The organism is Hymenobacter cyanobacteriorum (assembly GCF_022631375.1).
GTDB classification, from domain to species: Bacteria; Bacteroidota; Bacteroidia; order Cytophagales; family Hymenobacteraceae; genus Hymenobacter; species Hymenobacter cyanobacteriorum.
Window position 1 is genome coordinate 731,164 of record NZ_JALBGC010000003.1, and the last position, 23,565, is coordinate 754,728.

19 protein-coding genes are annotated in these 23,565 nt (G+C 57.4%); 2 read left to right on the forward strand and 17 right to left on the reverse strand.

The annotated features are described in order from the left end of the window. Nucleotides 1–335: 335 nt before the first annotated feature. Both MON38_RS12740 and MON38_RS12745 read right to left on the reverse strand, forming a co-directional pair. Entirely contained in the window at nucleotides 336–722 is a 387-nt protein-coding gene (locus tag MON38_RS12740) for a helix-turn-helix domain-containing protein (protein ID WP_241936553.1), read from the reverse strand. Nucleotides 723–965: 243 nt separating this feature from the next. Next, complete coding sequence (locus MON38_RS12745) at nucleotides 966–1,823, reverse strand: glycerophosphodiester phosphodiesterase family protein (protein ID WP_241936554.1); 858 nt, start codon at nucleotides 1,821–1,823, stop codon at nucleotides 966–968. Between the two features lie 236 nt (nucleotides 1,824–2,059). On the opposite strand from MON38_RS12745, the gene MON38_RS12750 reads away from it, so the two are divergent. Next, nucleotides 2,060–2,680 (forward strand): hypothetical protein, encoded by a 621-nt coding sequence (locus tag MON38_RS12750; RefSeq protein WP_241936555.1) that lies wholly within the window; start codon nucleotides 2,060–2,062, stop codon nucleotides 2,678–2,680. 89 nt (nucleotides 2,681–2,769) lie between these two features. Here MON38_RS12750 and MON38_RS12755 read toward each other — a convergent pair whose 3' ends face one another. From MON38_RS12755 to MON38_RS12815, 13 genes are all read right to left on the reverse strand, one after another. Continuing rightward, nucleotides 2,770–3,048 carry a PLD nuclease N-terminal domain-containing protein gene (locus MON38_RS12755; protein WP_241936556.1) on the reverse strand — a complete coding sequence of 93 codons (279 nt, stop codon included), beginning with the start codon at nucleotides 3,046–3,048 and terminating at the stop codon, nucleotides 2,770–2,772. 95 nt (nucleotides 3,049–3,143) lie between these two features. Next, entirely contained in the window at nucleotides 3,144–3,791 is a 648-nt protein-coding gene (locus MON38_RS12760; RefSeq protein WP_338423772.1) for a rhomboid family intramembrane serine protease, read from the reverse strand. Nucleotides 3,792–3,798: 7 nt separating this feature from the next. Continuing rightward, nucleotides 3,799–4,770 carry a polyprenyl synthetase family protein gene (locus MON38_RS12765; RefSeq protein WP_241936557.1) on the reverse strand — a complete coding sequence of 324 codons (972 nt, stop codon included), beginning with the start codon at nucleotides 4,768–4,770 and terminating at the stop codon, nucleotides 3,799–3,801. Nucleotides 4,771–4,928: 158 nt separating this feature from the next. Beyond that, nucleotides 4,929–5,330: a hypothetical protein gene (locus MON38_RS12770; RefSeq protein WP_241936558.1), complete on the reverse strand. Its 402-nt coding sequence runs from the start codon at nucleotides 5,328–5,330 to the stop codon at nucleotides 4,929–4,931. Nucleotides 5,331–5,385: 55 nt separating this feature from the next. Next, nucleotides 5,386–7,869: a ribonuclease R gene (gene rnr, locus MON38_RS12775; RefSeq protein WP_241936559.1), complete on the reverse strand. Its 2,484-nt coding sequence runs from the start codon at nucleotides 7,867–7,869 to the stop codon at nucleotides 5,386–5,388. Between the two features lie 351 nt (nucleotides 7,870–8,220). Next, nucleotides 8,221–10,125: an ABC transporter ATP-binding protein gene (locus MON38_RS12780; protein WP_241936560.1), complete on the reverse strand. Its 1,905-nt coding sequence runs from the start codon at nucleotides 10,123–10,125 to the stop codon at nucleotides 8,221–8,223. Between the two features lie 109 nt (nucleotides 10,126–10,234). Next, the gene (locus MON38_RS12785) at nucleotides 10,235–10,525 is read right to left on the reverse strand and encodes a GIY-YIG nuclease family protein (RefSeq protein WP_241936561.1); all 291 of its coding nucleotides are present in this window, start codon (nucleotides 10,523–10,525) and stop codon (nucleotides 10,235–10,237) included. A 16-nt stretch (nucleotides 10,526–10,541) separates the two neighbouring features. Then, nucleotides 10,542–10,868, reverse strand: coding sequence for a hypothetical protein (locus MON38_RS12790; RefSeq protein WP_241936562.1), 327 nt, complete (start codon nucleotides 10,866–10,868; stop codon nucleotides 10,542–10,544). Nucleotides 10,869–10,991: 123 nt separating this feature from the next. Further along, the gene (locus MON38_RS12795; RefSeq protein ID WP_241936563.1) at nucleotides 10,992–11,660 is read right to left on the reverse strand and encodes a lipoprotein signal peptidase; all 669 of its coding nucleotides are present in this window, start codon (nucleotides 11,658–11,660) and stop codon (nucleotides 10,992–10,994) included. 208 nt (nucleotides 11,661–11,868) lie between these two features. Beyond that, nucleotides 11,869–12,540, reverse strand: a complete 672-nt coding sequence (locus tag MON38_RS12800; RefSeq protein WP_241936564.1) for a lipoprotein signal peptidase — start codon at nucleotides 12,538–12,540, stop codon at nucleotides 11,869–11,871. A gap of 167 nt (nucleotides 12,541–12,707) precedes the next feature. After that, nucleotides 12,708–16,289: an isoleucine--tRNA ligase gene (ileS, locus tag MON38_RS12805; protein WP_241936565.1), complete on the reverse strand. Its 3,582-nt coding sequence runs from the start codon at nucleotides 16,287–16,289 to the stop codon at nucleotides 12,708–12,710. Between the two features lie 167 nt (nucleotides 16,290–16,456). Next, nucleotides 16,457–18,901 carry an efflux RND transporter permease subunit gene (locus MON38_RS12810; RefSeq protein WP_241936566.1) on the reverse strand — a complete coding sequence of 815 codons (2,445 nt, stop codon included), beginning with the start codon at nucleotides 18,899–18,901 and terminating at the stop codon, nucleotides 16,457–16,459. A gap of 241 nt (nucleotides 18,902–19,142) precedes the next feature. Continuing rightward, entirely contained in the window at nucleotides 19,143–20,645 is a 1,503-nt protein-coding gene (locus MON38_RS12815) for a glycine--tRNA ligase (RefSeq protein ID WP_241936567.1), read from the reverse strand. A gap of 167 nt (nucleotides 20,646–20,812) precedes the next feature. Here MON38_RS12815 and MON38_RS12820 point away from each other — a divergent pair, with 167 nt between their 5' ends. Continuing rightward, nucleotides 20,813–22,213 carry an inorganic phosphate transporter gene (locus tag MON38_RS12820; protein WP_241936568.1) on the forward strand — a complete coding sequence of 467 codons (1,401 nt, stop codon included), beginning with the start codon at nucleotides 20,813–20,815 and terminating at the stop codon, nucleotides 22,211–22,213. A gap of 186 nt (nucleotides 22,214–22,399) precedes the next feature. Here MON38_RS12820 and MON38_RS12825 read toward each other — a convergent pair whose 3' ends face one another. After that, complete coding sequence (locus MON38_RS12825; protein WP_241936569.1) at nucleotides 22,400–22,885, reverse strand: hypothetical protein; 486 nt, start codon at nucleotides 22,883–22,885, stop codon at nucleotides 22,400–22,402. 121 nt (nucleotides 22,886–23,006) lie between these two features. Beyond that, nucleotides 23,007–23,501, reverse strand: coding sequence for a DUF4385 domain-containing protein (locus MON38_RS12830; RefSeq protein WP_241936570.1), 495 nt, complete (start codon nucleotides 23,499–23,501; stop codon nucleotides 23,007–23,009). Nucleotides 23,502–23,565 lie beyond the last annotated feature (64 nt).

Here is a 23,565-nt window from a genome sequence, read left to right on the forward strand (position 1 = left end):
GTCTGATTGGATGAGCAGTTGATTTCAACCAGCCATCAGTCGGGATTCCCTTGATGACATTTAAATCATCTCATAAGTTTGGGTTGATGGCTGAGCCATTAAAAAGGCGGCGAGTCCCGTATTTCAGCTCCGCCAGTTAAAGGCGAACAAGAACCAGTTCGGCTCTGCTTTCCAGAGATTCCGAAAGGTGCAACATGAGGCTTGGACTGTTATCCGTCAACCACACATTTAAGCAACGTTCTTCTACTTCGTAGTCCGTTCTGCTACTTCTGTCCGTTTGCCTCGCGGCGCCCATCGTTCACGTGAACAAAAATGTTTCACGTGGAACAATTCTGTTACTTCGGGCCATACACTTTTAAAAGAAGCTCGTTATAGGCCTCCAGCAGCGCTATATACTTTGCTTGAAGCAATAAAAGCTGGCGTGAGGGGTCAGAATCAGCCGTTTGGACAACTGTAACACGAGATGCAACAACCGGTGAAACAGTGTTACGAACCTGATTTGTTACAAATGGCAAAGAGGATTGTTGTAACAATGTAAAGTCATTCGAAAAATCGTGATTGATAATCTCACCAACCTTCTTTACAAAGCTGTAATCAATTGTTTCTTCCTTGAATTTACGGTAGATAGTAGGACGTGTAATCCCCAACTCATCCACGATGCGCGTAATTGAAATTCCGCTGTTTTTGATGGCTTCTTGGAGGATTTCGCCTTGATGTGACATAGAATAAAGCTAAGCGTAACGCTGATGCAAATATGTACAAGAAGCGTCCGCAAAACAAATTTGTATTAATAAACATTATCTGTTACAATCATATTTTGTACGTCTTTACACAATCATACTGTAACGTCGCGATTGTAAATTGAATAATGTGTTACAATTATATCGTTACAAACAGAGTTATTTTACACACCCCCAAACAGGTTATACTACAGCCTTCAGCACGCATGTTCAGCTTTTATACCCTTAGGATTGCAGAAACGCTGCTAAGCGGTCAGGATAATCGGTGGTGATACCAGCAAGTCCCAATGGCATTAGTCGTTTGAAGTCAGATTCTTCGTTTACAGTCCAGGGTACGAGACGCAGGCCAGGATACAATGACCGAAGTTCTCTGACGGCTTCAGGGGTTACGGTGCGGTGGTCGGGGCCGAAGGTGGTTGGAACGAACCCTAATTCCTGCAGGCTCGGCAGCCACGTCTGCTCAGCTTCAACCAGAAGGCAGGTGCGAATGGCTGGCCGGATGTGATGCGCCCGACGCAGAATGCGCGGGTCGAAACAAAGCAGCGTGGTGCGAGCCGACACTTCGGCCTGGTCTATTTCAGCCAGCACCAAATCGAGAAACTCGGCGGGGGCCGGATGGAAGATGCCATCCCCATCGGGCAGGCTTTTTACTTCAATGGAATAAGCCGGTGGGCAGCGGTGGGGCTGCCTAGCAGCCCACGCTTCGGTAGCGGCCAGCACAGCCCGAAGAAGGGGCTTGATGGCCGGTTGCGCTCGTTGCTCGGGAAAGCTGGGATGGGGATGGCCACAGTCACACTCTGCAATCTGGGCGTAGGGCATTTGGTAGAGGTTATAGGCTGGGGCGCTATCGGGTGGCAGTAATTTGCCTGCCGGACCACGGCAGATAAGCGGATTGAGCCAGGGCTCGTGCGATACCACAACCTGCCGGTCGGCCGAGATAATCACATCCAGTTCCAGCGCGTCAACCCCTAATTCCAAAGCGTGCAGGAATGCGGGCAGCGTGTTTTCGGGGAGTAGGCCCCGGCAGCCCCGATGGCCGTGGATTTCGGGCCTGATGAACGGTAAAATGGACTTGCCTGACATAAAAGTGAGACGGCTGAAATGCTTGAGCAGGGCGAAAAATGCGTTGTACGCGCGCTAAATAGCCGCGCCCTACTCGTACAACCTTCAACAGGATTAGATGCCGGAAAACGAGCTAAAAACAGCGCTTTTGAGACTACACAACTGGTTTTAGGTTCGCCAGAATGCGTGGAGCATCAAGGTGGCTTAAAGCGTGTGATTTGGGGTAATTTTGCTCGCTCATTCATCCAACGACCTTTATGAAAAAACTGCTGCTTTTTGTGTTGCTGCTAGCCCTCGTGGGTGGGGGCTATTACTACTACCGCACGCTGAAGGGCGGCCCAAGCGGCTCGCTGGTGGCGGCTGCCGCGGCCGTGCAAACGCACGATATGACCAGCTTCGAGAAATACGTGGACGTGAACAGCGTAACCAGCCACCTGGTAGATGATGTGACGCAGCAGAGTTCGGCGCTGACTTCGCTGATGCCCGGCGGTAGCCTAGTGATGGGCGGAGCCCTGAAATTGCTGAAACCGACGCTGGCCAAAGCGGCTCACAACGAAGTGCAGCGCTACGTGGAAACCGGCTCGCTGGAAGCGGCCGCAGCTGCAGCCCCCAAACGCCTCGTGAATATCTCGCTGACTGGCTTGGCCAGCAAAGTGGTGAGCCCGGACAGCGAGTTCAAAGGTGTGAAGTATACCCGGGAGGAAGGCGACAATGCTTTCGTGGGCCTCGAGGTGACGCAGCCGCGCTACGATACCACGATGGTAGTGGAGGTGAAGATGCGCCGGCAGGGCGACCACTGGCAGCTCACCCAAATCACGAACAGCGCCGAGCTACTGCGCGGTGTGGCACGGTTGGAGAAGAAGCGGCTGCTGAATTAGCTTACCAGGCTAAACGCTGGCTTCAATTGTGGCTCAACAAAAAACCCCGGCTTTGATGGCCGGGGTTTTTTGTTGCTGTGAATGCTGGCTTAGCTGCGGCCGGAAAACAGGAAGTAGATAATGGAGCCGCCGAAGGGGAAGAACCAGATGATAAGCCCCCAGATGATTTTCTTACCGATGGACCAGTCCTGCTTGATGAGGCTGAGGAACGCGAAGACAGCGAACAGCAAATACATCACGCCGAAGATGGTGAGGGAACCATCGGCGCGGCGGCCGCTGCCGCAGGACGTAAGAAGAGCCGAAGTCAGCAGGCTAAGTACAAGAGCCAGCGAGGGGATTCGGTTGCGAAGGGTGGAGAGCAGTTGCATTTCAGGTTGGGGTAAGAGGTGAATAGGGGCCTGTACGCAAACCTGCTCAAATAGATATAGAAAAAAGCTATTGAATCAATTTAATTGATTGATTATCAGATTTTTGATTGAATATAAGCCCCTATTTGCATGAAAAACGCGGGGCCAGCGGCTGGAATGAATACCAGCATTAGTAGAAAGCCGAATAACGCGCCGTAAAAGTGGGCATCGTGGTTAATGTTGTCGCCCTGACGGCGGCCCATGTACCAGGAATAGGCCAGATACAGCCCGCCCCACAGGAAACCGGGAATGGTTAGGTCCGGCAGTAGCGGGAAGCCAATGCCGATAGTAGGCGCATAGAGCACGGCGGCAAAGATGATGGACGATACTCCGCCCGAGGCTCCGAGGCTGTTGTAGTAACGGTCGTTGCGATGCCGGAAATAGGTGGGCAGGTCGGAGAGCACAATACCGCCCAGGTAGAGCAGCAGGAAGGCCGCACTGCCCATTAACAAGCCAAACGTGGCCTGCAGGATGGTGAGCACAATGCCGCCAAAAGAGTAGAAGGCAATCATATTGAACGCGAGGTGCGCCCAGTCGGCGTGCAGAAAGCCGGAGGTAAGGAAGCGGTACGATTGGCTGGAGTCGCGGGCAATGGCGTAGGGCCGCATGGTCCAGGATTGCATGAGCTGGTCGTTAGACCAGGCGTACATGGAGATGCCGACGGTGAGGACCGTTAGCAGGAGAACGAGATTGATTTCGGGCACGAGGAAATTAGTTTTCGCGGTCCATGAGCTGGAGCGCGAGGCGGTGAAGGGGTTCTTTGCGGGCTGCGAGCGCCGCTACGCGTTCCAAATGCTGCAGCGCATCCTGGAAGTAGGAGTTGATGAGAGCTTCCGTCTGAGGGCGAATTCCGAGCTCGTCATAGATGGCTCGGACGGCCTGGACTTTGGCGTCGGCATCGGTCACGGGCTGGCCGATGTGGCGGGCTAGGGTAGCCTGCTGAGCGGGGCCGGCCTGGGCCTGAGCGGAAAGCAGCAGGAAGGTTTTCTTGTCGGAGATGATGTCGCCGCCCACGCGCTTGCCGAAGGTGGCGGCGTCGCCGTACACGTCGAGCAAGTCGTCGCGCAGCTGAAAGGCCAGGCCGATGTCGGTGCCGAACTGGCGGAGGTGCTCGGCATCCTCTTCCGAAGCGCCGGCCAGGCGGGCTCCCAACTCCAGGCAGAAGCCGAGGAGGACGGCCGTTTTTAGGCGAATCATGTCGAGGTACTGGGCGATGCTGACCTGGGGCTCGGTCTCAAAATTCATGTCCCACTGCTGGCCTTCGCAGACCTCGGCGGCTGTATGGCTGAAGCGGGCGAGGATGCGCGGGAGCAACTCCGGCTTCACCTCCAGGAATAGCTCGTAGGCCCGCACCAACATCACGTCGCCGGAGAGAATGGCGACGTTGGGGTTCCACTTTTCGTGCACGGTGGCTTGGCCGCGGCGCAGGGGCGCTTGGTCCATCAGGTCGTCGTGGAGGAGGGTGAAGTTGTGGAAGACTTCGGTGGCCAGGGCAGGCTTGATGATGCCGCTGAGGTCGTCGGTGAAGAGGTGGGCGCCGAGCAGCGTGAGCAGCGGCCGGATGCGTTTGCCGCCCAGGCCCATGATGTAGCGGATAGGGGCGTAGAGGGTATCGGGCTGCTCGCCGTAGCTGAGCTGCGCCAGGGCGGCGGTGATGTTAGCGGGGAAGTCGGCTGGGGTCATAGGTGGTGCAAAGAACGGGGGCATCTGTCATTGCGAGTGAAGCGCGGCGGAACGCGGCAATCCGTCCTGTCAAAACCAGACGCTTGATAAAGCAACAAGCCCCGATTCTGGTTAGAACCGGGGCTTGGTTGTGTTTGAAAAAGCTAACATATTTCACATCAATGCCGCTTTGGCTTCGGTGCGAATTGAGGATAAATGCCCGCAATTATGGCCGAGTTTTGCAAGGCCAGTTCAAAACTGGTGTGAGCAAAAGGGTCCTTCTCCGAATCAGGTCGGTTGGCTTCATTGCCCGTTGCAGCTCGCATAATTCCACCGAACACCCGGTCCCTTATCAGCGCTGCATCGTCAAAAGAGAAACCGAATACAGAAATCAACTCGCTCTCATTTTCATCATCGGGAGTGCCTTGAAGCGCCTGCTGAATCACAAAATCGGCTATGGCTCCCACTGTCTGATTTGGAGGAAGTGGAACCGTCATATCATCTGTCCACCCTTCTGGTATCTCGCTCATATTAGAAGTTGTTGCTTGTTCAAAAGAATCACATCTCAAAGTTGGTCGCATCGAGAGGAAGGATTGCCGCGGTCCGCTGCGCTCCCCTCGCAATGATAGGTGAGGGCTAGCGGCGCTTGTTGCCCTTGTGCCCGCCCTTGCTGTGGCCCTTACCAGTGCTGTGGTCGCGGTAGCCGCGGGGCTCGCTGCTGCGCTGTTTGCGCTCGTCGGCTTCGCGCTTTTTTATATGGTCGGGGCGGTCGTCGACTAGCTCGAAGTCGATGGTGCGGTCGAGCAGGTTGGCGGATTTTACGACCACCATCATTTCGTCGCCGAACTGGATGATGCGCTTGTTGCGGCGGCCCACGATGCGGTAATTGTCCTTGTCGAGCTCGTACTCGTCGCCGGGAATGTCGCTGATGCGGACCATGCCCTCGCACTTGTTCTCCTCGATTTCGATGTACATGCCGCGCTCCGTCAGGCCCGACACCACGCCCTTGAAGGTGTTGCCGATTTCATCGGCCATGAACTCGACCTGCTTGAATTTGATGCTGGCGCGCTCGGCGTTGGCCGCCAGTTTCTCGCGGGCCGAGGAGTGCTTGCACTCTTCTTCCACGGGCTCGACGGGCACGTTCTTGCCGCCGAGCAGGTAGTGCTCCAGCAGGCGGTGGGCCATCATGTCGGGGTAGCGGCGGATGGGCGAGGTGAAGTGCGAGTAGTGGTCGAAGGCCAGGCCGAAGTGGCCGAGCGGCTCGGTGGTGTAGATGGCCTTGCTCATGGTGCGAATGGCTAAGCCTTGGAGCACATTTTGCTCGGGCTTGCCCATCACCTCGGAGCTAAGGTTGTTGAGCTCGGTGCTGATTTTTTTCGGGTTTTCGAGCTTGAGCTTGTAGCCGAATTTCTGGGCGAAGAGGGCGAAGGTTTGCAGGCGTTCGGGCTCGGGCGCGTCGTGGGTGCGGTACACCATCGTGAAGCGCGGCTTGGTCTTTTTGAGGTTGAACACGAACTCGGCCACCTTGCGATTGGCCAGTAGCATGAACTCCTCAATCATCTTGTGGGCGTCCTTGCGCTCCTTCACATACACGCCGAGGGGCTTGCCGTTCTCGTCGAGCCGGAACTTCACCTCCTGGGTTTCGAAGGTGATGGCCCCCTGCTTGAAGCGCAGCGCGCACAGCTTATGCGCCATGTCGTTCATGATATTTATCTCCTCGGCGTACTCGCCCTCCTTGCTTTCGATGCGCTCCTGCGCCTCCTCGTAGCTGAAGCGGCGGTCGGAGTGAATGATGGTTTTACCGAACCACGACTCGTAGAGCTTGCCGTTTTCATCGAGCTCGAACACGGCCGAAAAGGTCAGCTTATCCTCGTGCGGACGCAGCGAGCAGAGGCCGTTGCTCAGGCGCTCGGGCAGCATCGGAATCACGCGGTCCACCAGGTAAACCGAGGTGGCGCGGTGCTTGCCCTCGCGCTCCAGCTCGGTGCCGGGACGCACGTAGTGGGTGACGTCGGCGATGTGCACGCCGATTTCCCAGTGGCCGTTTTCCAGCTTCTGAATGCTTAGGGCATCGTCGAAATCCTTGGCGTCGGCTGGGTCGATGGTGAAGGTGGTGATGTTGCGGAAGTCGCGGCGGCGGGCAATTTCATCCTCCGCAATTACCTCGCTGATGCCTTCCGATTCCTCCTCCACTTCCGAGGGGAATTCGAAGGGCAAGCCGAACTCGGCCATGATGGCGTTTATCTCGGCCTCGTTGCCGCCGGCCGCGCCGAAGTTGCGGATAACCTCGCCCACCGGCTGCCGGCTGCTGTCCTCCGGAAACTCGTTGATGCGGACCAGCACCTTGTCGCCGTTGCGCGACTCGTGCAGCAAATGCGGCGGCACAAACACGTCGAAATACACCTTGCGGTTGTCGGGCTTCACGAAGCCGAGCGTGCCCTGAATCTGGATGCGGCCCACGATTTCGGGGCGCACCCGCTTGAGCACTTCCACCACGTCGCCCATCGGTCGGCCGTCGCGCGAGCCGCTGCGCAGGCGCACCCGCACCACGTCGCCCTGCAAGGCAAACTTGAGCTGGTCGGTGAACACGCGGATGTCGTCGTGCTCGCCCGTACCCTCCGGCACCACGAAGGCGAAGTTGGGCGTGGCCAAATCGACGGTGCCGATGACGGTGTTCGACGGGGCGCGCTCGGGGCGGTCGTCGCCGTCCACGTAGTCGAAGCCGGCCGAGCGACGGCGGTGCACAATGGGGTCCTGGCCGAACTCGGCCTGCACCGAACGGTTGCGGGGCGGGGCGATGGGCGAAGGTTCTTTTTTACCCGATTTTCGAGCGCTGGACGGCATCAACGCCGCCGCCACGGCGTCGGCATCGGCGAGGCGGTATTCGTCGTTTTGGAGCAGCGTAATGAGGCCGTTTTTGCGCAGCACCTTGATGTGGGCAAAAATCTCCTCGCGCTGGCCCTTGGTCGTGACGCCGAGGCGGCGCGAGAGCTGGCGGTAGGCGAGGACTTTGGTGGGGTTGTCGGCGAAGACGCGCAGGACTTGGTCTTGGGTGATGGCCGCGGGTTCGGGCTTTTCGCGCTTGGCGCGGGGAGCCCGGGAGTTTTCGGGGGTATTCATTTGGGTAAAAAGTGGCCGCCGAAAAGTGGTTTGGTCGCAGGCGGCGAGAGCGGAAAAATGAGTGGCTGGCGAGGCCGCGCCGTTTAGTGAAACGCGGGCCGGGCCGGGAGGTTGTAGCGCGGGCTCTGCGAGTCCGCGCGGGGTTGGGATTGACGCAGTAGCAGCCAGCATCTGGAGCTTCGTCAGCGCTGCTTAAGTAGCGTCTGGCAGCGCAAGGTATAAGGGCCGGCTGATGTAGCGCGGACTTTTAGTCCGCGAGTCAGTAATACTGGAACACCAAATTCCAGAAACTAACTCCGAGCCTGGGAGCGCAAAGTGTGGTTTCGACGCGGACTAAAAGTCCGCGCTACATCACGCCCGGCTGGCTACGGCGGCTTCGATGTCGGCCAGGCTGTCCTTTGGGATGGCGGCTAGCAGGCCTTGGGTGTATTCGTGTTGGGGAGCGGCGTAGATGGCGGCCGCCGGGCCGCTTTCCACGATGCGACCCTGGTGCATGACCAGCAGCCGGTCGCTCATAAACCGGGCCACGGACAGGTCGTGCGTGATGAACAGATAGGTGATGCCGAACTCACGTTTGAGGTCGTTGAGCAGGTTCAGGACCTGCGCCTGCACCGAGACGTCGAGGGCCGAAACCGACTCGTCGCAGACAATCAATTTGGGCTGCAAGGCCAGCGCCCGGGCAATGCAGATGCGCTGCCGCTGCCCGCCGCTGAACTCGTGCGGGTAGCGCTGGAAATGCTCGTCGCGCAGCCCCACGGTGCGCAGCAGTTCCAGCACTTTCGCCTTTTGCTGCTGGCGGGTGCCGCCCACGTTGTGCACGCGCATCGGCTCCCAAATGGCCTCGCCCACGGTCAGCATCGGGTTGAGGGCGGCGTAGGGGTCCTGAAACACCAGCTGCAAATCGCGCCGACGGCGGCGCAAGTCCCCGCTCGACAGCTTCGCCAAATCGGTCCCTTCAAACAGGATGCTGCCCGCCGTTGGTTCCGTGAGGCGGAGCAGGGCCCGGCCCAGCGTGGTCTTGCCGCAGCCCGACTCGCCCACGAGGCCGATGGTTTCGCCGGGGTAGAGCGTGAAGCTGACATCGTCCACGGCCCGCACGTAATCGGTGGCGCGGCGGAAGAAGCCCTTGCGGAGCGGGAAGTAGACCTGGAGGTTTTGAACCTGGAGAAGCGGTTCCGAACCGTTGGGCGCGGTGGCCACGGTGGGGGCGGCAACGGGCGCCGAAGTAAGCTCGGCCGGGCGTGGAACATCCCCCAAAAAGCCATGTTCCACGGGGAACGTTTTGGCGGTTTCGATTTTATCGTGTAACTGCTGGGCCTCCACTTCGGGCGAAGATTCCGCAAGTGCCTCATCTGGCAGCGGAAGCACGGGCGCGGGCTGGGCCAACAGCTGCCCGCTGGCGTCTTCCCGCATGAAATCGGCCACCACGGGCAGGCGTTTTTTGCCCACCGAGAGGCGCGGACGGCACGCCAAAAGCCCTTTTGTGTACGGATGTTGCGGATTTGAAAAAATATCCAGCACCCTCCCCTGTTCCACGACCTTGCCCCGGTACATCACCAGAATGCGGTCGGCGATTTCGGCCACCACGCCGAGGTCGTGGGTGATGAAGAGGACGGCCGTGTTGTGCTGCCGGCGCAGGTCGTCAATCAGGCGCAGCATGCGGGCCTGCACGGTCACGTCGAGGGCCGTGGTGGGCTCGTCGGCGATGAGCAGGGCCGGGCGGCAGGCCATGGCCATGGCAATCATGACGCGCTGCTTCTGGCCGCCCGAGATTTCGTGCGGGTAGCTGCCGAAAATGGCTTCGGGGCGCGGCAGCTGCGCCTCGGTGAACAGCTCGATGGTGCGGGCCTTGGCGGCTTGCTCGCTGAGGTCGGTGTGGAGGCGCAGGGCTTCTACCACCTGGCTGCCGCAGGTGTACACGGGGTTCAGCGAAGTCATCGGCTCCTGGAAAATCATGCCGATGTCGTTGCCGCGCACCTGGCGCAGGTCGGTTTCGGAGAGTTTCAGTAGGTCGGTCTGGCCCAGCTTTTCGGACTGGAAGATGGCCTGGCCGCTGGCAATGCGGCCGGGCGGCATCGGAATCAGCCCCAGCAGCGCCAGCGACGTCACGGATTTACCCGAGCCGGATTCGCCCACAATGGCCAGCGTTTCGCCCCGGTGCAGCTCAAACGACACGTTGTCCACGGCCCGCACGTCGCCGCGGTGGCTGGAGAAGTCAATGGTGAGGTTGGAAACGGTGAGCAGCGGGTTGGGCACGGAGGGAATTATGGGTGGCGGGTTGGGGTGGTTTCGGTACGCAAGAACGTCAAGTACGCAGGAACGTCATGCTGAGCGTAGTCGAAGCATCTCTACCGCTTCGTTGGGTTCAGCCTTCCCAAGTATCTAAATCAATGGCCTGCCAAGTCGGATTAAATGCAGTAATCAGCGCGTCTTTTTTCCGGCGTGTCCAGCCTTTCAACTGCTTTTCCCGTGCTATGGCCTGCGTAGCATCGGGTGAAATTTCAAAGTAAACTAGCAAATCAGCCTGATACCGCCCAGTAAACTTACCCGCATCTCCCCGGCCGCTGCTGTGCTCATAAAGCCGTCGCGTGAGGTCATTGGTGACGCCGATGTACAGAACGGTTTGGGTTTGATTTGTCAGGATGTAGACGTACATGATGAATGCTAGCCATCTATCTGATAAACAGTTTCGAAACGCTCAATAGAAAAGCAATAGCGTGAACACCGATAGCAATGCCTAGTGAAACGGTCACCCACTTTTCCAAGTAGCTTTTGCCTTTGTAAGGAATTAGCGCCGGTAATAAGCCAACCAAAAAGCTGAGCAGTTGGATGCCAAAGAATAGCGTTGTGATAGTTGCACTTCGCATCTCAGGGCTCCGGGCCATTATAACATGTCCCTCAAGGGTGTGGCCGTTGCCGGTTGTTGAATTGCTGATTAGAAGGTTGAGTACAGCCAATATGATGACTGCTATGATTTGCTTTTTATTGGTGCTGTTCATGCCGGCAAAGCAAGGCTATTTTATATGCAATAATCCTACGATGCGGTAGAGATGCTTCGACTTCGCTCAGCATGACGTTCTACGATTCCACGATTGCCGTTTGACTGCCATACCCCTCCCCTACTACGCCAGCTTCTCAGCATCAGCAGCGACTAGGGGCTGGGGCTCGTTGGGAGCGGCGGCGGGCTGCGATTCGTTGAAAAAGCGGCTCTGGTTGAGCAGAATCAAGGCGACGCCGATGAAGATGGATGAATCGGCGATGTTGAAGATGGGGAAGCCGTTGCTGTACGAACCGCCGATGAGGGGCCAGGATTTGGGGAAATAACCCACGTACAGCGGCACGAAAATCATGTCGATGACCTGGCCGTAGAACCAGCGCGTGGGCGAGCCTACCGGGGCGTTATTGTAGATAATTCCGTAGAAAATCGAGTCAATCAGGTTGCCGACCGCGCCGCCGAGGATGAGGGCCATGCAGGCGATGTAGCCGGCCGCCACGCGCTGGCGACAGAGGCGAATAATGTAGTAAATCAGCCCGCCCACGGCCAGCATGCGGAAGCTGGTGAGCACCAGCTTGCCGTAGGGCGCGGGTAGTTCGGCCCCGAAGGCCATGCCGGGGTTCAGCGTGTAGGTGAGCTTGGCCCACTGGCCGAAAATCGGGATTTCGCCAGCCGAACCGAGCTGCATGTAGGTGTGCACCAAATACTTCGAGAGCTGGTCGAGGGCGATGATGAACAGGGCCAACAGGAAGAATTTAGCCGCAGAATGCTGGCGGGTGGTGAGCGTTGGGTGCATTTTGGAAGGGTGCCCGGGGGCAAAATTGGCGGGCAAAAGGCAATAAAAAACGTCATGCTGAGCGAAGCGCAGCGTAGTCGAAGCATCTCTACTGCTTCGTTGCGGGGAGTGAAATTACGACCCCGGTAGAGATGCTTCGGCTGCGCTATGCTTCGCTCAGCATGACGTTCTGGTGTTCAGGGCTGCATCAGCCCCGCAGAAAAGGGCGTTACGCCAGATTCTCCGAATCAGGAGCTACTAGCGGCTCGCTCTGTTTCTCAGTCACAGCCACGGGCTCTTCCTGCTTGAAAAAGCGGCTCTGGTTGAGCAGAATCAAGGCAACACCGATGAAAATGGACGAATCGGCGATGTTGAAGATGGGCCAGAGCGAGACGTACTTCCCTCCTAGCAGCGGCCAGTTTTGGGGCAGGAAACCTTCGTAGATGTCCACGTAGAGCATGTCGATGACCTGGCCGTAGAACCAGCGCGTGGGCGAGCCAAACGGCGCGTTGTCGTAGATGACGCCGTAAAAAACCGAGTCAATCAGGTTGCCCACGGCCCCGCCGAGGATGAGGGCCATACAGGCGATGTAGCCGCCGGCAGCGCGCTGCTTGCAAAGGCGGATAATGTAGTAGCTCAGGCCAAACACGGCCAGCAGCCGAAACCCACTGAGTACCAGCTTGCCATACGGCGCGGGCAGCTCGGCACCGAAGGCCATGCCAGGGTTCAGCGTGTAGTGCAGCTTGGCCCAGTGGCCGATAAGTGGGATTTCGCCCGCCATGCCGGGCTGCATGTAGGTGTGCACGGCCCACTTCGAGAGTTGGTCGATGGCAATGACGAACAGCGCCAGCAGGAAGAATTTAGCCGCGTTTTGCTGGCGAGTGGTGAGCGTTGGATGCATTCAGACGGGGCCAAAAGTGGCGGGAGCGACGGCCTATTTTATTACCGTCCTTTTGTACCTTTTACAACTGATTGTCTGAGGTTTTGTGCGACCAAAGACGAGCTTATTGACTGTTTGTGCGGCCGAGGACTCGCCGGGGATTTCACCTCCCGGCGAGTCGTTCAACATCAGGCAGTTGCGACCTCCAACCGAACCGGCACGGAGTAGTCATCAAATTCGAGCACCGAGCCACCGTTCACGTCGGCTGCGAAATCAATTGATAGTGTCTGTGTTTCTTCACGGACATAGCTGCCAAGAGATGCTACAGCTTCATGTAATTCAGCCGGAGCAGAATTAGCGAGTGTGATGTGAATAAGATTATTGATGTTAAGACCTCGCTCTTTGCGCAGGTTTTGTATTCTGCTCACTAACTCTCGGGCGATACCCTTTTGCCGCAGCTCTTTGGTAATCGTAATATCAAGAGCTACAGTCAATGGACCATCCTTAGTCACTCGCCATTCAGGTACACCAAAAGCCTTCATTGCTTTCTGTACCTTCTCATCAGCAGCAATATCAAAACCGACAATAGACTTCGGGAAGAATTCAACCTCGGTTGAAGGAATACTAAACGCTTGCTCGCTGTCAAGAATAAAGAGCCATGAACCACTCTCTTTGAACTGACGAATTATTTCAGAAGGAAGAGCTTCAATCATGCTAGCAACAGCTTTCATGTTCTTCCCAAGCCGCTTTCCAAGCTCCTTATAATTTGGCTTAATGCCATAAATTATATTTTCTCCTTGGTCAATTACAGCCCTTACTTCTTCAATATTCACCTCGTTGCAAATAATCTCGCTGACAAGTGAAAGTTGCCTTTCTTCCTGTCGATTGAAAACAGGAATTAATATTTTTGATAAGGGTTGTCTTACTTTAAGAAGATGTTTTTTACGCAGGCCATGCACCAGCGAGCTGATGCGCTGGGCCAGCTCCATGCGCTCCTCCAGCTTCGGGTCGATGCGGGCCAAATCGGCCTCTACCAGCAGCGTCAGGTGCACCGATTCGGGGGCCAGGGGCGTGTTTTTGGCCACGGCCTCGGCGCGCATGCCGTCGGTCATGTTCTTGTACAGCCACTCGCCGAAGAAGGGCGCGATGGGCGACATCAGTTGCGCCACCACCACCAGGCATTCCTGCAGGGTTTCGAAGGCAGCACGCTTATCCTGAGTTAGTTCGCCTTTCCAGAAACGGCGGCGCGAGAGGCGCACGTACCAATTCGAGAGCTGGTCGGTCACGAAATCCTGGATGGCGCGGGCGGCCTTCGTGGGGTCGTAGTTGTCCAGGTGCCCGCGCGCTTCCACAATCAGCGACTGCAATTTGCTCAGCACCCAACGGTCCAGCTCGCTCAATTCGGCGTGCGGCACGCGGTCGAATTCGCTGGTCTGAAACTCGTCCAGATTCGCGTAAAGCGCATAGAACGAGTACGTATTGAAGAGCGTGCCGAAGAAACGGCGCTGCACTTCGGTCACGCCGGCGGGGTCGAACTTGAGGTTGTCCCACGGTGGCGCGTTGGCAATCATGTACCAGCGGGTGGCATCGGGGCCGAACTGCTTGATGGTGGCAAACGGGTCGACGGCGTTGCCGAGGCGCTTGCTCATCTTGTTGCCGTTCTTGTCGAGCACCAAGCCGTTGGCAATCACGTTTTTGAAGGCCACCGAGTCTTCCAGCATCACGGCCAGGGCGTGCAGCGTAAAGAACCAGCCGCGGGTTTGGTCCACGCCTTCGGCGATGAAATCGGCGGGGAAATTCTTCTGGAATTGGCCCTCATTTTCGAGCGGATAGTGCCACTGCGCGTAGGGCATAGCGCCGCTGTCGAACCACACGTCGATGAGGTCGGGCTCGCGGTACATGGGCTGGCCAGTGGGCGAGACAAGGAAAATATCGTCGACGTAGGGCCGGTGCAGGTCCACTTTTTCGCCGTTGGCGTAGGGGTTGTGGGTCATGACTTCGGCCGCCACGGCCTTGTCAATCTCCGCCTTGAGCTCGGCGATGCTCCCGATGCAGATTTCCTCCGTCCGGTCCTGGGTGCGCCAGATGGGCAGCGGCGTGCCCCAGTAGCGCGAGCGGCTTAAGTTCCAGTCTACCAGGTTTTCCAGCCAGTTGCCGAAGCGGCCGGTGCCGGTGCTTTCGGGCTTCCAGTTGATGGTTTTGTTGAGCTCGATGAGCCGGTCCTTCACCGCCGTGGTCTTGATGAACCAGGAATCGAGCGGGTAGTAGAGCACGGGCTTGTCGGTGCGCCAGCAGTGCGGGTAGGTGTGCTCGTACTTCTCCACTTTGAAGGCTCGGCTGCGCTCCTTCAGGCGTACGCTGATGTCCACGTCGAGAGTACGATAGTCGGCAGCGGTATCGTCGTGGCCATCGTAGTTTTTCACCCAACGGCTGCCAAATTCACCCATTTGGGTCACGTAGCGGCCGGTGCGGTCTACAATGGGGCTCAGCTTGCCTTGGTCATCCATGACCATGAGCGCTGGGATGTTGTTTTGCTGCGCTACGCGGAAGTCATCGGCGCCAAACGTAGGAGAGATGTGTACGATGCCAGTACCGTCCTCCGTGGTCACGAAGTCGCCGGGGATAACTCGGAAGGCGCGCTCCTCCCCTTCAAAAGCCGGGAAACCAGCTTCTTGACCGAATAGACGCTCGTAGTGAAGACCAACTAGGTCAGCCCCAGTAAATTCTTCAACAACTTCCCAGACAGTAAGCTTATTCTTAGCAAGAACCTCATTCTTCTGGTCCTCATTCAATTCATTACCCAAGAGGAAGTGTCTTGGAGTGTTGCCGACAGCTACTTCCGCTGGGTCAATTCCTCTTGCCCAAGCATGACTGCCTACCCCAACCGTTTCCTCCATACCCATCAAATCAAAGAATGAGGTAAACCTATCCTTTGCTAAGACGACAATTTGCCGTTTCAGAGTGTATGGGTTATACGTGTTGACTGCCACGTATTTAATTTTAGAACCAACTGCTAAAGCTGTGTTAGCTGGTAATGTCCAAGGAGTGGTCGTCCAAGCCATGATGAATATCTCATCAGACTCATCACCACCAGCAAACAGTTGCTTAGCTTTTTCATCCCAAACCACCTTGAACTCAGCCACGATTGTCGTGTCCTTCACGTCCTTGTAGGTGCCGGGCTGGTTCAGCTCGTGCGACGACAGGCCGGTGCCGGCGGCCGGCGAGTACGGCTGGATGGTGTAGCCCTTGTAGAGCAAGCCTTTGTCGTAGAGCTTCTTGAGCAGCGCCCAGCAGCTCTCGATGTACTCCGGCTCGAAGGTCACGTAGGGGTCGTTGAGGTCGACCCAGTAGCCCATTTTTTCGGTCAGGTCGTCCCACTGCGCCTTGAAGCGCATAACGGTTTCCTTGCAGCGCTGGTTGTAGTCCTCCACGCTGATTTTCTTGCCGATATCCTCCTTCGTGATGCCCAGCTCCTTCTCCACCTGCAGCTCGATGGGCAGGCCGTGGGTATCCCAGCCGCCCTTGCGGGGCACTTGCTTGCCCAGCAGCGTCTGGTAGCGGCCGAAGATGTCCTTCACCGTGCGCGCCATCACGTGGTGGATGCCGGGCGCGCCGTTGGCCGACGGGGGGCCTTCGTAAAACACGAACGTGGGCTGGCCTTCGCGGCTGCTCACGCTCTTTTCAAAGATGCCGTGCTCCTTCCACCAGGCGAGGATGTCCTCGCCGAGCTGGCCGTAGTTGAGAGGCTGCTTGTATTCGGGGTATTTCATGAATTGGGTTATTATCAATTCTTTAGAACGTCATGCTGAGCGGAGTCGAAGCATCTCTACCGTAACAGTAAACCCAATCGTCGGGATTAGTTGCGCGGTAGAGATGCTTCGACTCCGCTCAGCATGACGTTCCTTGTTTGACGTTCTTTAGGAGTCCGCTAGTTCAGTTAAATCGAGTAATCGCCTTCGTAATCAGAGGCTTTGTGCATTTCTTTCAGGTTCAGGTCGGCATCATCGTCCTCCTCGTGGTACGACTCATCGTAGTGGCGAATGAGGGCGTTGGTGTCCGTGTCGCCCTTGCCGTGCTCAAACGTCACGAGCAGCGAAGGGAGCAGTATTAGGTTGGAGAAGTTGGTTATCAACAGCGACGCCGACATTAGCATTCCCAGCGCCTTGGTGCCGCCAAATTCGCTGAAGGCGAAGATGCTGAAGCCCACGAACAACACGATGCTCGTGTATATCATGCTGGTGCCCGCCTCGCTCAGCGTCACCGATACGGCCTCGCGCACCCGGCCGCCGTTCAAGGCCATTTCCTGGCGGAATTTGGCCAGCAAATGGATGGAATTATCCCCATCAATCCCCAGCGCAATCACGAAAATCAGGGCCGTACTGGGTTTGAGCGCAATGTTGAAATAACCCATAATGCCAGCCGTGAGGATAAGCGTGACGGCATTGGGGATAAGCGCAAAAAGTACAGTTTTGAACGAGCGGAAGAGGATGAGCACCACCAAACCCACGAGCCCGAAGGCCATGAACAGGCTGTCGCGCAGGGTGTGAATGACGTATTCGTTACCCTTGGTGAAGATGATGGTCGTGCCCGTGGGCCTGATGTCCATCCCTGTGCCTTTGAAGATGCGATTCATCTCCGGGATGATTTTCGTGTTCATCAGCGTGTCCAGATTCTGGGAGCCGATATCCGCGATTTTCAGACTGATACGCGCCTTCTGGCTGGTACTATCGATGAAGGAACGGAGCAGCTTGCTGTTCATTCCCGCGCCGCCGGCCGAGCCACCCGAGTTAGCCAAGGCACTCAGGATGAAGTTCTTTTCCGAGTTGTCGGGCAGGCGGTAGAATGACGGATTGCCGTTATAGAACGCCTGGGTGCTGGCCTTGAGAAAGGTAACCAAGCTCACAGGCGGCGACAGCTCCGGCTGCGTCCGCAAGTACTTCTCGAACTGGTCGATTTTCTCCAGGTTTTTCAGCTTGAACAGGCCCTTTTTCTTGTGGGTATCTACCTCGAATTCCAGCGGCATCACGCCGTTGAAGTGGCTTTCGAAGAAGGCCAAATCGGAGTTCACGGAGCTTTTCTTGGGCAAATCATCCACCATGTACGACACAGCTTCGATGCGTGAAATGCCGATGGCGGCGCCCGCTACCAGCACCAGCGCGGCGATGTAGACGGTGGGCCGGCGGTCGAGCACGAGGTAGTCGAAGAACTCCAGCAGCTTGGTGAGGGGCGCGGCGTCGAGGTGTTCCAGCTGCTTGGGCGTGGGCGGCGGCAGGTAGGTGAAAGCGGCCGGAATCAGGATGAAGCTGATGATGAAGGCCGCGAAAATGTTGATGGTGGCGACCAGGCCGAACTGGTAAAGAATGGCGATATCAGTGAAGGCAAACACGATGAAGCCCACGGCCGTGGTCGTGTTATTCATCAGCGTGACGAGGCCGATTTTGCGGATTACCCGCGTCATGGCCAGCATCTGGTTGCCCGATTTTCGGTAGTCGTAATGGTAGCGCGAGAGCAGGTAGGTGCAGTTCGGAATGCCGATTACGATGATGATACTCGGAATCAGACCAGTCAACAGATTGATTTTAAAGCCCAGCAGCACAATCGAGCCAATGCACCAGATAACGGTGACGCCCACCACAATGAGCGGAAACACCACCGCCGACCACGTCCGGAAGAACACCAGCAGCGTGATGCCGGTCACAATCATGGCCAGAATGGTGAAGAATTTCATCTCCCCGGCCACTTTGCTCGTCATCGTCGAGCGCACGTAGGGCAGGCCCGCGTAGTGCAGTTTGATGCTGGTTTTCTTCTCAAACTGCGCCGCAAAGCCCAGTATGTTGTTCATCACCGCCTGCCGCTTCGAGGAGTTCAGGTACTTCGGGTCCATCGTGAGGGCCAGCAGCGTGGCCCCGGTGTTCGGACTGATAAGCTGGCCCTTGTAAAACTCCACGCTGTTCACCACGCGCATCAGGCTGTCGAGTTCCTTCTGGCTGCGCGGTGGGGCTTTGAAGATGGGCGCGGCCTTGAAACTGTTGCTGGCGGTGTCCTTGCTGATATTGAGCAGCTTGCTTACACTAAGCACACCGTTCACACCCTGCACTTTGGCAAGCGTATCGGTTAGCTGGCGGAATTCGTTGAAGTTACCCAGCTTATAAATGGAGCTGTCCTGCAGGCCGATAACCAGCACGTTGCCATCTTCCCCAAATGTCCGCTTGAACTGCTTGAAATAGAGCATGTCCGGGTCCTTCTCGCTCACCACCTGGGCGAAGTCGTAGGTCATTTCCACGTCCTTGGCCTTGTAGGCCATGAAGACGGTGATAACGGCTAGTATTGCGACCAGCGAGAGACGGAAACGGATGATGAAGACGGCGAGCTTTTCCCACATAAAATCCTGCTTAAGAGGCAAAGTTACGTACGCCCGGCGCGGACAGTCTGTCATTGCGAGCGGAACGCAGTAGAGCGTGGCAATCCGTCCTCGCGATGCGGCCACACCTGAAGTGTGATGAAGCCAACGAAAAGCCCCGGCTCTGAACGAGGCCGGGGCTTTTTGTAGCGTGGACTCTGCGAGTCCGCGCATATCAGAACGTGCTGCCGGGCGCGGACTCGCAGAGTCCACGCTACAGCTGCTACAGCTGCTCGAAGATGCGGCGGAAGCTCACCGCCTCGCCGATGTAGCTGCGCAGCTCCGCAATGGGCATGCGGGTTTGCTCGCGGGAGTCGCGGTGGCGCACGGTCACGGTTTCGTCTTCCAGCGTCTGGCCATCGACCACGATGCAGAAGGGCGTACCGATGAGGTCCTGACGGGTGTAGCGTTTGCCAATGGCGTCACGCTCTTCCAGCACGAGGCGGAAATCGAACTTCAGGGCGTCGAAGATTTCCTGGGCTTTCTCTGGCATGCCGTCTTTGCGGACGAGCGGGAAGATGGCGGCTTTTACCGGGGCCACGGCCGGGTGCAGCTTCAGCACGGTGCGGGTTTTGGTGGTTTGGGCGTCGCCCTCCCCTTCCGTGATGGTTTCCTCTTGGTAGGCGTTGCAGAGCGTGGCCAGGAAGAGGCGGTCGGCACCCACCGAGGTTTCGACCACGAAGGGCACGTAGTTGCCGTAGGCTTTGCCGGTGGCGGGGTCGATGTCAGCGTCGAAATATTGCTGCTTTTTGCGGCTCAGGTTCTGGTGCTGGGTCAGGTCGAAGTCGGAGCGCGAGTGAATGCCCTCGATTTCCTTGAAGCCGAAGGGAAATTCAAATTCGATATCGACGGCGGCCTTGGCGTAGTGGGCTAGCTTGTCGTGGTCGTGGAAGCGCAGCTTGGCGGCGGGCAGGCCCAGCGCCTCGTGGAACTTGCGGCGGGCGGCTTTCCAAGTGTCGTACCACTCGCCTTCGGTGCCGGGGCGCACGAAGAATTGCATCTCCATTTGCTCAAACTCCCGCATGCGGAAGATGAACTGGCGGGCCACAATCTCATTCCGGAAAGCCTTGCCGATTTGGGCGATGCCGAATGGAATCTTCATGCGGGCCGATTTCTGCACGTTCAGGAAGTTCACGAAAATGCCCTGGGCGGTTTCGGGGCGCAGGTACACGGGCGGCGCGTCCGAATCCACGGCCGAGCCCTGGGTCGAGAACATCAGGTTGAACTGGCGCACCTCGGTCCAGTTGCCGGTTTTCGAGATGGGGCAGAGAATTTGCTCGTCGATGATGAGCTGGCGCACGCCGGCCAGGTCGTTGGCCGTGAGCAGACGGCCCATTTCGGCCAGCAGGGTTTCGGCGCGGGCCAGCTCGTTGTTCTTCTCGTATTCGGCGGCTTTTTCTTCGAGCAGCACGTCGGCGCGGTAGCGCTTCTTGCTATCGAGGTTGTCAATCAGCGGGTCGTTGAAACCGGCGATGTGGCCACTGGCTTCCCAGGTGCGTGGGTCCATGAAAATGGCCGCGTCGATGCCCACCACGTTGCCGTGCAGCTGGGTCATGGCGTCCCACCACAGGCGCTTGAGGTTGTTTTTCAGCTCCACGCCGTTGGGGCCGTAGTCGTACACGGCGGCCAGGCCGTCGTAGATTTCCGATGACTGAAATACGAAGCCGTATTCCTTGGCGTGGGCCACAATGTCCTTGAGTTGCGCGGGTTCAGATGCTGGGTTCATACCCACAAAAGTAGGCCGGTCCGGCGGAAGCCGAAACTTGCCCGTACAAGGCGCGAATTCCAGCACGGCTTTCGCAATCCCATCACAATTCGGTAACATATCCACTGCGGACCATATTCCTACCTTTGACCTATGATTACATCCAATTTCCCACAAAACCGCCTTTTATGTTTGGTTTAGAACCTCACGTACTTCTGCTTCTCGGCCTGTGCCTGCTGGCGGCCTGCGCGTTCGAGTTCGTGAATGGCTTTCACGACACGGCTAATGCCGTGGCCACCGTCATCTACACCAACGCCCTGCGGCCTTGGGTCGCGGTGGTGTGGTCGGCGTTCTGGAACTTCATCGGCGTGTTCTCCGGCGGTATCGGCGTGGCCATGGGCATCGTCTACCTATTGCCCGTCGAAAGTCTGGTCGATGCCAACGTGTACCACGGCATTGCCATGGTGGGCGCACTCATTCTGGCCGCCATTATCTGGAACATCGGCACGTGGTACTACGGCATTCCGGCGTCGAGCTCGCACGCGCTCATCGGCTCTATTCTGGGCGTGGGCATTGCGTTTTCGCTGCTGCCCGAGTCGCGCGGCGCGGCCGTGAACTGGAGCAAGGCCAGCGAGACCGGCGTGGCGCTGCTAGTCGGTCCGCTGCTGGGCTTTGCGCTTACCATCGGCATGATGTTCCTGTTCAAGCGCTTTTCGCCCAGCAAGGCCATTTTCAAGGAGCCGCACAAGCGAAAGCCCCCACCCCTCTGGATTCGCCTGCTGCTCATCACAACCTGTACGCTGGTGAGCTTTTTCCACGGCTCGAACGACGGCCAGAAAGGTGTGGGCCTCGTGATGCTGATTCTGATTGGCATCGTGCCTTTCCGTTTTGCGCTCGACGAAAGTAAAAACCCGCTCGACCTGCGCGAGTCGCTGAGCAAGGTCGAGTACGTCATCAACCGCGTGAACCGGGCCGACCTCAGCCCCAACGACCAGAAGGACTTGGCCGACATCCAGGCCAAAACCGCCGACCTCGACCGCATTTTCGCCGGCAAAACCCAGGTGAAAGACCTGCCCCAGCAAACCCGCTTCGAGATTCGTCGCGACGTGCTGCTGCTCTCCAACCGCGCCAAAAAGCTGCTGGCCTCGCCCAACGTGAGCCTGAGCACGCAGGACCGCAGCATCTACGACAAGGCCGTGGAAAACATGAAAACCTTCACCGACTACGCCCCCTGGTGGGTGCTGCTAATGGTGAGCCTCTCGCTGGCCTGCGGCACCATGATTGGCTGGCAGCGCATCGTGAAAACCATCGGCGAGCGCATCGGCAAAGAGCACCTGAGCTACGCCCAGGGCGCCAGCTCGGAGCTGGTAGCCGCCGCCATGATTGGCGCCAGCACCTGGCTGAAACTGCCGTCGTCGACCACGCACGTGCTCACCTCCAGCATCGCTGGCAGCATGGTGGCCAGCCGCGGCGTGAAGAACATCAACCCCGGTATGGTGCGCAACATTGCCCTCGCTTGGGTGCTCACGCTGCCCGTCACGATGGTACTGTCGGGCCTGTTGTTCCTGCTGTTCCGCGCAGTGCTCTAAGCAAGGCCGACTGGCTAAAACACAAAAAAGGCTGTTCCACAACGGAACAGCCTTTTTTTATGCAATTGATTGCGCCAGGAATTTCAGGTTGGGAATTGCGTCCCGAAACGGGGATAAAGTGCCCGTTTTCATATCCTTATCCACTTATCCACAGCTAAAAACAGTCAAAATGTGGATAAACTCAAATTACTTAGGCCACTGCACTTCCATGTCGTCGTTGATAAACACGCCGAAATTGACGAACTGTAGCTCGCCTTCTTCGAAGTATAAGTCAATCATCGACTTTTCGTAGGACAGGCGCACGGCGCCTTCTTCCATGGTTTCCGTCTCGGGCTCAGTTTGATTATGACGGGCCATCAGGGCCTTCACCTGGTCGATGCTCAGGCCGTGGATGGCCTCGCCGTAGAGGCGCATGCCGGGGTTATCGGTTTCGATGCAGCTCAGGCGGAAATCGTCTTCGCGGTCGAAGTAGAGCGAGAGCAGGTAGTCTTCTTCGTGGTAGTTCCAAGCCTGGTGCTCAAAGTCGTCGTCCTCGTCCGACTCTTCAATTTCCTCGGGCTCGCCCACGAGGGTGCGCACCTCGTCCATGGTCGCGCCGAAGCGCAGTGGGCCCATGCCGGTGCCCAGAATGATTTCGTTTTCCTCGATGCTGGAGGGTTGGGGAGTGCTCATGCGGTTGGGGTGAAGGATAGGTAACAAAGGTAGGCAGCGGGCTAGTTGTTCGTTGCTAGTTGTCAGTTGTTAGGCTGGTACGAATGCTGACAACTAGCAACGAACAACTGACAACTAAATCCTATTTGCCATACTTTTCCACAAACGCTTCCTTCTGGCGGATGTATTCGGGGTTGGCTTTGGCCTCGTCCCACTTGCGTTTGAAAATAGCGGCGGCTTCCACTTTATCCACATCGGGGTGTGCAGTACGGGGCAGTTCGGCCCGGCCGTGCGCGCCGCTCTGGCCTTTTTTGTCGTCGGGCACGGGGCCGGCGTACTTCTTGCCGCCTTTGTGGTTGGCGTAGCGCCGGGCCCGGGTGAAACCCATCTGGATGAATTTGCGGGCCATGTCGGCCCCCACAAAGTCGTGGGCCTTCAAATACGCCTCAAACAGGCCGTAAATCGTCTCGGACGACTCCCGGGCCGCAGCGGCATCTTTGAAGCGCCAGTGGGGCAGGATTTCGCCCTTGTAGGGCTGCACCAGCAGCACGCCCTGTTCGCCCCGGCCCACGCGGTACAGTTCGGGATGCTGGCGGAAATCGACGGAATGAAAATCGAGGGTGTAATCGAACGGCATGGGGAAACCTGAATCAACGGTTTGGAAGGTGCGGGAGATTGTTCATAACCCATACGGATTCGCG

What these genes read in the sequence shown, in the direction of transcription:
- ileS (WP_241936565.1), bottom strand. Translation starts at nt 16,289, where the DNA reads ATGAAATACCCCGAATACAAGCAGCCTCTCAACTACGGCCAGCTCGGC.
- MON38_RS12810 (WP_241936566.1), bottom strand. Translation starts at nt 18,901, where the DNA reads ATGTGGGAAAAGCTCGCCGTCTTCATCATCCGTTTCCGTCTCTCGCTG.
- MON38_RS12770 (WP_241936558.1), bottom strand. Translation starts at nt 5,330, where the DNA reads ATGCGACCAACTTTGAGATGTGATTCTTTTGAACAAGCAACAACTTCT.
- MON38_RS12825 (WP_241936569.1), bottom strand. Translation starts at nt 22,885, where the DNA reads ATGAGCACTCCCCAACCCTCCAGCATCGAGGAAAACGAAATCATTCTG.
- MON38_RS12815 (WP_241936567.1), bottom strand. Translation starts at nt 20,645, where the DNA reads ATGAACCCAGCATCTGAACCCGCGCAACTCAAGGACATTGTGGCCCAC.
- MON38_RS12745 (WP_241936554.1), bottom strand. Translation starts at nt 1,823, where the DNA reads ATGTCAGGCAAGTCCATTTTACCGTTCATCAGGCCCGAAATCCACGGC.
- rnr (WP_241936559.1), bottom strand. Translation starts at nt 7,869, where the DNA reads ATGAATACCCCCGAAAACTCCCGGGCTCCCCGCGCCAAGCGCGAAAAG.
- MON38_RS12820 (WP_241936568.1), top strand. Translation starts at nt 20,813, where the DNA reads ATGTTTGGTTTAGAACCTCACGTACTTCTGCTTCTCGGCCTGTGCCTG.
- MON38_RS12785 (WP_241936561.1), bottom strand. Translation starts at nt 10,525, where the DNA reads ATGTACGTCTACATCCTGACAAATCAAACCCAAACCGTTCTGTACATC.
- MON38_RS12790 (WP_241936562.1), bottom strand. Translation starts at nt 10,868, where the DNA reads ATGAACAGCACCAATAAAAAGCAAATCATAGCAGTCATCATATTGGCT.
- MON38_RS12795 (WP_241936563.1), bottom strand. Translation starts at nt 11,660, where the DNA reads ATGCACCCAACGCTCACCACCCGCCAGCATTCTGCGGCTAAATTCTTC.
- MON38_RS12800 (WP_241936564.1), bottom strand. Translation starts at nt 12,540, where the DNA reads ATGCATCCAACGCTCACCACTCGCCAGCAAAACGCGGCTAAATTCTTC.
- MON38_RS12755 (WP_241936556.1), bottom strand. Translation starts at nt 3,048, where the DNA reads ATGCAACTGCTCTCCACCCTTCGCAACCGAATCCCCTCGCTGGCTCTT.
- MON38_RS12765 (WP_241936557.1), bottom strand. Translation starts at nt 4,770, where the DNA reads ATGACCCCAGCCGACTTCCCCGCTAACATCACCGCCGCCCTGGCGCAG.
- MON38_RS12750 (WP_241936555.1), top strand. Translation starts at nt 2,060, where the DNA reads ATGAAAAAACTGCTGCTTTTTGTGTTGCTGCTAGCCCTCGTGGGTGGG.
- MON38_RS12740 (WP_241936553.1), bottom strand. Translation starts at nt 722, where the DNA reads ATGTCACATCAAGGCGAAATCCTCCAAGAAGCCATCAAAAACAGCGGA.
- MON38_RS12830 (WP_241936570.1), bottom strand. Translation starts at nt 23,501, where the DNA reads ATGCCGTTCGATTACACCCTCGATTTTCATTCCGTCGATTTCCGCCAG.